General features: G+C 60.2%; 10 protein-coding genes. 3 read left to right on the top strand and 7 right to left on the bottom strand.

Going from position 1 to position 8626, the window contains the following annotated elements:
• The 3 genes from VF436_RS21040 to VF436_RS21030 form a co-directional block, all read right to left on the bottom strand.
• Positions 1 to 968 (bottom strand): hypothetical protein (locus VF436_RS21040; protein WP_330906018.1); only part of this gene is annotated, 968 nt, incomplete at its 3' end.
• A complete protein-coding gene (locus VF436_RS21035; protein WP_330906017.1) occupies positions 965 to 2617 on the bottom strand; it encodes a hypothetical protein in 1653 nt (550 codons plus the stop codon). The genes VF436_RS21035 and VF436_RS21040, both read right to left, overlap by 4 nt.
• Before the next feature lie 297 nt (positions 2618 to 2914).
• Complete coding sequence (locus tag VF436_RS21030) at positions 2915 to 3139, bottom strand: helix-turn-helix transcriptional regulator (protein ID WP_330906016.1); 225 nt, start codon at positions 3137 to 3139, stop codon at positions 2915 to 2917.
• 82 nt (positions 3140 to 3221) lie between these two features.
• On the opposite strand from VF436_RS21030, the gene VF436_RS21025 reads away from it, so the two are divergent.
• The gene (locus VF436_RS21025) at positions 3222 to 3593 is read left to right on the top strand and encodes a hypothetical protein (protein ID WP_330906015.1); all 372 of its coding nucleotides are present in this window, start codon (positions 3222 to 3224) and stop codon (positions 3591 to 3593) included.
• Between the two features lie 79 nt (positions 3594 to 3672).
• Here VF436_RS21025 and VF436_RS21780 read toward each other — a convergent pair whose 3' ends face one another.
• From VF436_RS21780 to VF436_RS21010, 4 genes are all read right to left on the bottom strand, one after another.
• Positions 3673 to 4746: a TniQ family protein gene (locus VF436_RS21780; RefSeq protein ID WP_414649893.1), complete on the bottom strand. Its 1074-nt coding sequence runs from the start codon at positions 4744 to 4746 to the stop codon at positions 3673 to 3675.
• Positions 4743 to 5639 (bottom strand): TniB family NTP-binding protein, encoded by an 897-nt coding sequence (locus tag VF436_RS21020; protein ID WP_330906014.1) that lies wholly within the window; start codon positions 5637 to 5639, stop codon positions 4743 to 4745. The genes VF436_RS21780 and VF436_RS21020 overlap by 4 nt, the downstream gene beginning before the upstream one ends.
• Positions 5636 to 7411: a Mu transposase C-terminal domain-containing protein gene (locus VF436_RS21015; protein WP_330906013.1), complete on the bottom strand. Its 1776-nt coding sequence runs from the start codon at positions 7409 to 7411 to the stop codon at positions 5636 to 5638. Before VF436_RS21015 ends, VF436_RS21020 begins: the two co-directional genes overlap by 4 nt.
• Before the next feature lie 235 nt (positions 7412 to 7646).
• Complete coding sequence (locus VF436_RS21010) at positions 7647 to 7904, bottom strand: hypothetical protein (protein ID WP_330906012.1); 258 nt, start codon at positions 7902 to 7904, stop codon at positions 7647 to 7649.
• A 205-nt stretch (positions 7905 to 8109) separates the two neighbouring features.
• Here VF436_RS21010 and VF436_RS21005 point away from each other — a divergent pair, with 205 nt between their 5' ends.
• Together VF436_RS21005 and VF436_RS21000 are read left to right on the top strand one after the other, a co-directional pair.
• On the top strand, positions 8110 to 8433 hold the full coding sequence (locus VF436_RS21005) for a hypothetical protein (RefSeq protein WP_330906011.1): 324 nt from the start codon (positions 8110 to 8112) through the stop codon (positions 8431 to 8433).
• On the top strand, positions 8405 to 8596 hold the full coding sequence (locus VF436_RS21000) for an antitoxin VbhA family protein (protein ID WP_330906010.1): 192 nt from the start codon (positions 8405 to 8407) through the stop codon (positions 8594 to 8596). Before VF436_RS21005 ends, VF436_RS21000 begins: the two co-directional genes overlap by 29 nt.
• Positions 8597 to 8626 lie beyond the last annotated feature (30 nt).

The following is an 8626-nucleotide window of genomic DNA, read 5'->3' as shown; positions in this document are numbered from 1 at the left end:
CAGATTCCCAACATCGACAACCGCCCCAGCACATTGAACAAGGCCAGGTTGATGTCGATGGCTTCTTTCGATCCGACCGCCATCGTCAGCCCGTGTTCGACCCCTGCGTGCGGCGCAATCCGTTCGTCGATGTATTGCTTCAGGATGTGGATGTGCAATTGAATGATCTGTGACAACGCCTGGAACATCTTCTTGGCTTCGGCGCTGCGTTTGCCAATCAAGGGCTTGATGAGCTCCCACACGGTGAGGAGCGCCTGCTCACTGGCACGACAAGGCGCCTCCACGTTCTCCACGTCGCGTGCCCATACGTAGAGGATCCACAGACATATATTGATCTGCCGTGCGGCACGCACGCGTGCCTTGTGGCTCAACTGCCCGCTCTTGTGCAATTGCGCCGTCAAGTGGGCGAAATGGGCGAACGAAACGTCGGGCGTGTCTACCATGGCTACCGCTTTTTGAAAGCTGCTGCGCATTGGCTTCGGCAGGAGCTCTTCCCGCAAAATTCCTTGTAACAACAAGTCCGCCAACTGGTCGCCGTTCCAGCAGGCGTAGCTCACCTTGTCGGTGGAGCGACTCGTCGTGTAGCCGCTCCATAACTCCTGCACCTGCTCCTTGATCACGCCACCGATGGCCAAGCAAATGACCACTGGCAAGCCCTGATAGGCCTTTGGTACACGGTGAGGCAAGTAGGCGTCAACGATCTCATCCATGGATGGACGCACGGCCTGGTCGGTGCCATTCCAGTCTTGTCGAGTGAGATCCCCTGGCTTCACACAGAAGAGATAAAGCTTCCGTGTGGCGTCTTCGCCCGGGCCGATCGCCGCAATGTCGACGCCCCGCTGTGTTGTTCCACGCTGTGGCCTCGAGATAACCGTGAACCCCAGCTCCGACAGCAAGTCCGGCAGGATGGCATCCAGCTCATCTCGCTCACGGAGCGAACCCAGGTAATCGCGGATTAAGGCCTTCATGGGGTTCGCCGCTCCAGGCGACAGGTCATCAGCGCCATATCGAACCCGATCGGGTCGGCGGACTCCAGGCGCGGCAACTCGATGGAAAATCCTGTGGTATGAAAGGGCGTATCGACACGTTGCTTCGCCCCGCCGAGGCCAAACACCGTCGTTAGCGTCCCCGCACCATGGAGGATCCTCGAGTGCTTGACCATCGACAGGAACACTGACTGCTTACGCGCCGCCTTGCCGGTCTCGCGTGCGCGAAGCGTCTGTCGCTCATGTTGGACGCGAAGTTGGAATTCCGACGGTCGCAGTTCGGGGAGATCGGGCACGGACTGAAGCCCTTGGAGATATGCCGCATTCGCAGCCACCATGCCGGCAATCCGTTGACCCAGCGCCGGGTCCTCGCGGAGTGTTACCAAGTAAGTGTGGACACTTCCATAGTTCGCGAGCAGCATCCGAGCCAGCAAATCCGCGATGGCATCGGCGGCTGCCTCTCCGCAGGCCCGCATCAGCGCAACCAGGATCGAGGCGGCCGTCACCGGCTTCAGGATCAGCCAGCCCACCGCCTTACGAGCTACAAATACGCAGTCGCCGTCGGTGATTGGAAGTGCATCGGGCGGCGCAGTGATCACCGGCCCCGAGAACTCATTAGAGTGATGGAAGAGCTCCGAAAGGCAACGACAAAGCGACGGCTCCCCAGACACCAAGCAGGTCAGGATAGTTCGTGCGAGTGCCTCACCTGACGTTGAAACTACTGAAACGAAGCAGGGAAACCGCTCCAGCGTGAGGCCCCCCCCGGCGCTATCGACAATCAGGGTCGTGACCAATTGCACGGCTTCCTGAATCTTGCCGGCATGAACTAAGGCATGTGTCGCCCCATCGATCATTTCTACCGTCGAGAGCTCCTCTGCGGCCGTTCCGGAAAGCAGGTCGATCAGGGGGTGGAGGGCCGTCGACTGCACAAGCGCGCGGTGTCGCTGCAACGAGCATGCGGCGGACCATCGTGTGTTCGTCCCGCCGCCGCTGGAAGCGCGACGGATGACGTCCGCCGCCACGCTTTTCTGTGCGAGGTCACACTTGTCAAATATCCAACTCGCCGCCGCGAGAATGTGGGCCTGCAATGCATCATCGTTGGCGGGTTCCAAGAGCTCGCCAAACAGCGTGCAGGACTTTGCGTAGCCGACCGGATCAATGTCCTCCATGCGCGCCAATGCCGTAATGGCAGCCAACCGCCGCTCATCTACGTAGTCGTGGGCCATCGATCGTGCTTGCTCAGGCACGCGGAGAGCTTGCAGAGCGAAGGCGGCATGTCGGATCGACAACGGCTCGCCTTGTCGCGCGCAGATCACGACGGACTGAGCTTCATCCGGGTGGCGTGCGAACCACTCGATTAGCTCCCCATTGGGAAGATTAGCGGCCAAATCTTGACCCGCGGGAGCGACGAGCCGCTCCACTGATTGCATCATCGCGGTGGCATCACTCGTCAAATGCGGGATGAGTCGACGAATCGCCAGTACCGCGCCGAAAAAGGACGATTTCTCGAAGGCCCCGAGCTGCTCCGGACTGGTAAGCGCCAAAAGATCGATGGTTCCCTCATTGTGCAGTTCGACACACAGGGCTTCGCAGCAGATCCCCCGACGCGAATAGCCGAATGATTTCCTCACGAGTGAGTTCGATCTCCATGGCCCTCTTTGCCTATGAGTTTCATCCACCAAATTGTTAGGAATGTGCCGGTGCCCTGCTCTCTCTTATGCTGGCAGGCTGGAACAACTGTGCGAAGTGCTCGGTGAAGCAGACCTGGCGGAGTCACTGCCGGGCTGGACCTACATGCAGAATGTGCGAGTAGTCAAGCAGCAGCGCTTGGGCGCGCTGAAAGCAGCCTCATTGGCTCCCTGCGCCATCAGGAGGCACCAGCGACCGCACTAGCTATGCTCCCTCAAGAAGCTGTCTTGAGCTGCAGCTCAGTCGAGGCCCTTCAGCAAGCTGCTCATGCTGACGCCAAACCCTTGAGCCACGCGCTGGAGCGTGGTCAGCGTGATGTTCTTTTCGCCCCGCTCAATCGCTGAGTAGTAGGCCCGGTGCATATGGATCCGGTCCGCAAAATCGTCTTGGCTAAGCCCGATAGCGCGACGCTGAGCGCGCAGAGATTGGCCAAGCTTGACCGCCAGGGAGGTGGGTGTGGACATGCCGACACGCTAGGTCGGCGCTACTTTCTACTCTACTACCATAAAGATAGACTACTTATAAGTATCAAAGCGGGCAGACGCCATGTTGCGCATCCATGACCCGGAGACCGATGCTTCCTTAGACCTCCATATCCCGTGGATGCTGGAGGAGGCGTTCCGCGTTCAACTGGGACGACATCTTGATTCCGGCGGCCAGTCGCGCTTTCTGTGGGAGGTTGCTGGCTGGTTCACCGCCGCGATCTACCAGCTGGTAGACCGCGACCTACTTCCACCGACTGAACGTCAACGTGCTCTTGCCGCTCGGATAAGCACGGCGCTGGGCATTGATCTCCCCTCGGAAGCTAATACCTTCCGAGGTTCGATGTCGGACTTCATTCGCTATCACCTCCCCGCGTTCCAGGCTTTCCGCGCGACCGAGGAGGGCCGCCCAAAGAACCGTGACCGGACCTCGTGACACTTTCACCACCGAGGCAGGCGGCAGGCGGCAGGCGTGGATTCGTTCCGCGTGATGGCCTCGTATCCGAGGGGCTCCCTCATGGCGGACTCTGCGCTTGATCGATTGGAAACGGTGCGCAGAGGCGTCGAAGTGACGAATAAACCTGCCGCAGCTTTTGTGTGTGCGGCGATGGGCGGAAATTTCCCCACCATTCGTCTGTTTCCGCGAAGTACGCCGTTGGGATGGTTTCGGGCCGACACCACTCAGGAAGCTCGGGAATCACCTGCGCAGCGACCAGCCAAAGCGCAGCACGCCTCCATGCTGGTCTCCCTACACGTTGCACAACTTTCCACGGAACCCCGTGGAGCGGCGGCACATTGCGCAATGGAACGCTGATTACGGGGATAAGTGAGGAACGCACCCATAGCTGAGCAACTGGTGGCGCGGCGCGGCGCGAGGAGAGGTTGCTCAGGCATCGGATAAGCAGCGCTCTCGCCGCGTGGGGATTTCCACGCCATTCTGCAGGCCATGTTGCGTTGCCCCACAGGCAAGCCTCCAGTGTGTGCGCAAATGTATCGATCAACCGGAGCACCTCCCAGTCCTCCTCGGCGAGCTCGGGCTGTGATGGTCCGAGAGCGAAGTTCACCTCCGCCGCCAAACGCGGCTCCGCCCATTGGAGCGGCGTGCCGTGTTCAGAACAGCTCACGATCAATACCCTCGCCCAGGCGCGTCGAAAGATCCGAGGGCGTCCGGCCGCGCTGTCCTCTTGTAAGCACTGGGGGCAGTACGCGCGTCGCTCACTCACTTCCAAGAGGTGGGGGCCATCCTCCAAACAATGTGTGCGAAGGTGACGCGGACTGGTGCCCAGCATGTGCGCCAGACGTGCCAGCTCGCGACTCGTTGGCGCATCGAGATGCTGTGCCCCTTCCCCGTAGGGCCGACTCTGCCAGGCGTAGCCCTCCGGCGGCGGCTTGCCGTACAGACGATCCGCTCGTTCAACGAGAGAGCGCAGTGACTCGTCATGTCCTGGGGCGGCCAGCCACCATCGGTCGGTGAATGCCCGCGATTCCGGAAGTGGCTCGATATTATGCTCTGTCGTTCTGGCTCGCCCTCGGCCGATTGAGGTCGGACGGTCAACAGGCGCGGTTGAGGGTGGATGCTTCCTGCTCATGCGGCCTCCCCTGACAGATCCGTCCCAGGAATCTCAAATCGTGCGCGTTCGAACAGCTCCGCGGTGATTTGCTCTTGCCCCTCTTCGATGGCTAGCGCAGCAGCGCGCTGAAGGCGTTCAACAATGACACCGAGCACGCCTTCCGACTCTTTGACGATGACTTTCATCATGCGTAGCGACCCCAGGTTGGATCGCTTCTTGAGCGGAAGCGTGGACTCGTAGGCTTCGAGAAAGTGGCGCAGATAGTCGTCGCAGCGCCACGACGGTAATTCACGGAACTGGAATCGCCCCTTGAGGTGCTGATCGGCTTCTAACGCGTTGCGTGCGTCCTCCGTGCCAAGGGCCAGCACGGGTATCTTCAGCGAGTTCATGATGTCTTTGATGGCCAGTAGGGCCAGCGCCTGCTGACGCGGCGTCGAGCTCAAGACGTCCTGAATCTCATCGATAATCAACAATCGAAGATCGGCCTCTTCGGCTAACCTCAATGCCCTGAGGCGACGCTGGCTACCCGTCATCGACGGCATCTGCGGTGCATCCAGCGACTTCAGAAAGCGCGTGAAGATCTCCTTCGCTTCTCGCGCGTCGCTCATGGAGAAATGCGCTACGGGCTTGCTGGCTGGGTGCTCGGGCGTGGCTTCTCGGATCTTGCATCGCCGCATGAGGGCCGATGCCAGAGCAGTCTTACCCGCGTTACTGGCCCCGAAGACCAGGATGCCGGTGGGACGTATGCCACGCGGCCTGTACATTATGAACTCGCAATGTTTGATCAGGTCGGTGGCCTGCTCATGGTAGACAAAGCGATCGACGAAAATGGAACGAATACGTTCGCGGGTCGGCAACTCAAGAAGCTTCGCAGTTGCTTCAGTCAGGTGGGGGTAGGCGCTGCTCATCATTCCACCACCTCCGCATGAACGGAGGCACGGCTCAGCGGCACAGGCGGTTGTGCGTGTGTCAAACCCGACGCAGGCACCCTCCTCTGACGCTTTTGTTTGCCGACTGAAGAAGTGACCTGCGACCGGCCGTGTTGCCGCTTTCTGCGCTCCGCCCCGGTCTTTACCGCATCGCCTCGGTCGTAGCCAAGCAGTTTGATGGCGTCCAGTCGCGCCTGCTCCGAATCATCCAGTTTTGCCCGCTTCGCTTCACCCAAAGCGACACCTGCAACGACTGTGGCTTCGATCAGGATATCGTCGTCTGCCCGCACCCAGACGCATGCAAGGTTCTCCGGGTGGTAGTGAACCTTGACCATCCGTTTGGGGCGGATCAGAGGGGCTAACGCAGGGTTCCAATAGCGCGACTGCGCGAATTGCACCCCAGTTCGCTGCAATCGGCGCTGGACGAACGGATAGAAGTCGCGGCGCAGTGTCGAATGCTCGATCGGCGCTGCAGGTAGCACGTAGCGGCCACTTTCATCCTGGAAGGACCGCTCCCACGCCAACAGCGGTGGCATGCCCAATCCGCGGTGATGGCGGACGTGGTAGCCATGGCAAATCTGCTCTATGAGCCAGGCCCGAAAATCAGCCAGCGTCAGACACGCCTTGCGCTCGCTGGGATAGTCGCCTCGCTGCTTCACATTGCTGAAGGTGGTGCCCGGCAGCGTATGCACTCTTCGCATGAAGGTGCCCATCAACCGTTCAATGTGCGCGCCGTAATGCGGCTCGGCAACCGGGCGCCACTCGAGCACAATGCCGTGCTGCTCGCAGCCGCGCTGAAACGCGAAACTACGAAGATCCTTGCCGTTGTCGACGAGGATGCGCAGCGGCTTGCCGTACATCAGCCAAAGGCCGGGCTGGATGTCATTCTCTGCCTTGGGCAACATCACATGCGCGACGCACATGGCCACCGAGATTGCCGAAGGCGCGTCCATACTCAAGTAATAGCCCACAACCGCTCGCGTCGCGACGTCAATCGCTAGTGTCAACCAAGGGCGGTCGATCACGCGGGATGGGTCGTCGTCGGCCACCAAAGTGACGTCGACACGAGTGTGATCGATCTGGATCAGTCCTAGGGCACGCTCAGACGTGAGCTTCCCGGGACGAGGCTCAAATCGCTGGCGAGCTGCTTTTGACCCTTGGCGCTTGAGCGCAAGATGAAAGCTGTCTTCGGCGCGGATGCGCGAGACAATGGTCTTCGGATCTGGCGGCGACAAGTGCAGCCGCTGGCACATCAGGCGGACCCGCTCACACACTTCGGACTGAGACGCGGCCTCCCGGCGAGCATAGTGCTTCGAGATGACGTGCTGGATCAATTGTTCGACCTGAGGATCCAGCAGCCGCAGCCCCCGCGGGCGGCCTCCATGACGTGGCACGAGTGCGGTCGTCTGTTGGCATTTGCGATAACGGGCCATCCAGCGCCGTATTTGCCTGACACTGAGATCGAATTGCTGAGCCAGCTTACGTGCAACCTGGAGCGGCAAGGGGCCAATCACGTAAGGCTCGAAGCCCTTGGCTAGAGTCAGCGCGCCGTCCCACTGAGCTTGCGGCACGGCAGAAGGCTCAGCATTTCGCTGCGAGGAGGGGATCGGTTGCAACGTCTCGATCGCGACGGGAAGCAGATTGCCGGTCCCGGCATCGCGTACCTGGACTTGGTGCAGCGAGATGGGCCCATCAATCTCGACGATTCGGTTTTCGCACAGCCACCGGCTGCCGACGGTCAGTTGCGTTTGCATAGCTATCTCCCATGTTCCGTGGACGCACGGAACCAGTGCCCTGCCGAGCGGCGGAGGGCGTTATGAACATGTCCGCCCGTCACGCGCGGAAAACAGCGCATGAGGCATTGACATGGATAAGAGGAGCTTTGAAGATAGCTGCGCACGGAACCTACAAAACCGCTGCAACTAGAGAGCCCCGCATTGCCGTGCGGGGCTTTCTCTTTTCAACAAAGCCCTGACATCACTCGGGCTTCTACGTCATGCCGGAATCCTCCTTGCGGGGTTGCAGGGTGCTCTCCAGCCATGCGCGGACGCGCTCTGTGGAGGCAAACCATCCACGGCGGCCTGGAAGAGTGAACATCGGAACAGGAAGACGGCCAGCCTGACGGGCCTTGGTCAGTGCTGAGGCCGTCTTGAACCCAAGAGCCTTCGCCGTCTCCGGGGACGTCATCAGCGGGGAGCCGGGCAGATACCTGTCAATATCCGAGGATCGATGCTTGATCTGCCCCATACGCGCAACTCCGGTAACGGCTGGGACTGAGCTTGAATAGCTCACCCTATGCGAGAAGCGTTGCATAGGCGTACAGTGCTGGCAACCACAAAAGTAACGCAAGTCACTGAATTGTGATATATTTATATCACATCAGACGATGCCGAGACGGCCATAAATTGTTCCTCTGAACAGGAACTTGGGCGCGACTGAGAGGCTCCTCTCGATGATCGAAACACGCACCGTGGAAATCGCCCTGGAACCCCGCGAATCGTCTCGAGAGGCGGGGCGCAAGAGGTTCCTTGCGGCGATGAGTGGCGAGTTGCAGGGAGCGTTTGTCACCATCCCTAGCAGAGCGACCGCGCCCGCAGGCGCCACGACCGACAGCCGTCTAGATGCTGTGACGCAAGCGCGTATGCATCTGTCGTCGGAAGGCTTCGTGCCGAGCAAGGAGTCGGAAGACCTCGCTCGACGTTTTATCGCCGGCGAAGTCGACCGCATCAGATTTTCAGGCCATCGCCATGCCGACCCATCGCAAGATCACGCCTGAAGAGCGTGCCCGTCGCAAGGAGCATGCCGATGGTGCCCGTGCCAACGCTGGCCTTGAGGGCTTCAAGCCGAGTCGGGCAATGGAAGAGCGTGTGCGCCTTTACATTGACGGGGATATCACCCTGGCCGAGTTGGTGGATCCTACTAACGATCCACCTCATTAATCATGGTGGGTGGACTTTCCCGGCGCAGTA

It is taken from the genome of Dyella sp. (assembly GCF_036384435.1).
Lineage (GTDB): Bacteria > Pseudomonadota > Gammaproteobacteria > Xanthomonadales > Rhodanobacteraceae > GSA-30.
This window is presented reverse-complemented; position numbering and strand designations above follow the sequence as displayed.

Excerpts from the sequence above, each read along its gene's own strand:
- VF436_RS21030 (WP_330906016.1), bottom strand. The coding sequence starts at position 3,139 with ATGTCCACACCCACCTCCCTGGCGGTCAAGCTTGGCCAATCTCTGCGC.
- VF436_RS21025 (WP_330906015.1), top strand. The coding sequence starts at position 3,222 with ATGTTGCGCATCCATGACCCGGAGACCGATGCTTCCTTAGACCTCCAT.
- VF436_RS21780 (WP_414649893.1), bottom strand. The coding sequence starts at position 4,746 with ATGAGCAGGAAGCATCCACCCTCAACCGCGCCTGTTGACCGTCCGACC.
- VF436_RS21020 (WP_330906014.1), bottom strand. The coding sequence starts at position 5,639 with ATGATGAGCAGCGCCTACCCCCACCTGACTGAAGCAACTGCGAAGCTT.
- VF436_RS21015 (WP_330906013.1), bottom strand. The coding sequence starts at position 7,411 with ATGCAAACGCAACTGACCGTCGGCAGCCGGTGGCTGTGCGAAAACCGA.
- VF436_RS21010 (WP_330906012.1), bottom strand. The coding sequence starts at position 7,904 with ATGGGGCAGATCAAGCATCGATCCTCGGATATTGACAGGTATCTGCCC.
- VF436_RS21005 (WP_330906011.1), top strand. The coding sequence starts at position 8,110 with ATGATCGAAACACGCACCGTGGAAATCGCCCTGGAACCCCGCGAATCG.
- VF436_RS21000 (WP_330906010.1), top strand. The coding sequence starts at position 8,405 with ATGCCGACCCATCGCAAGATCACGCCTGAAGAGCGTGCCCGTCGCAAG.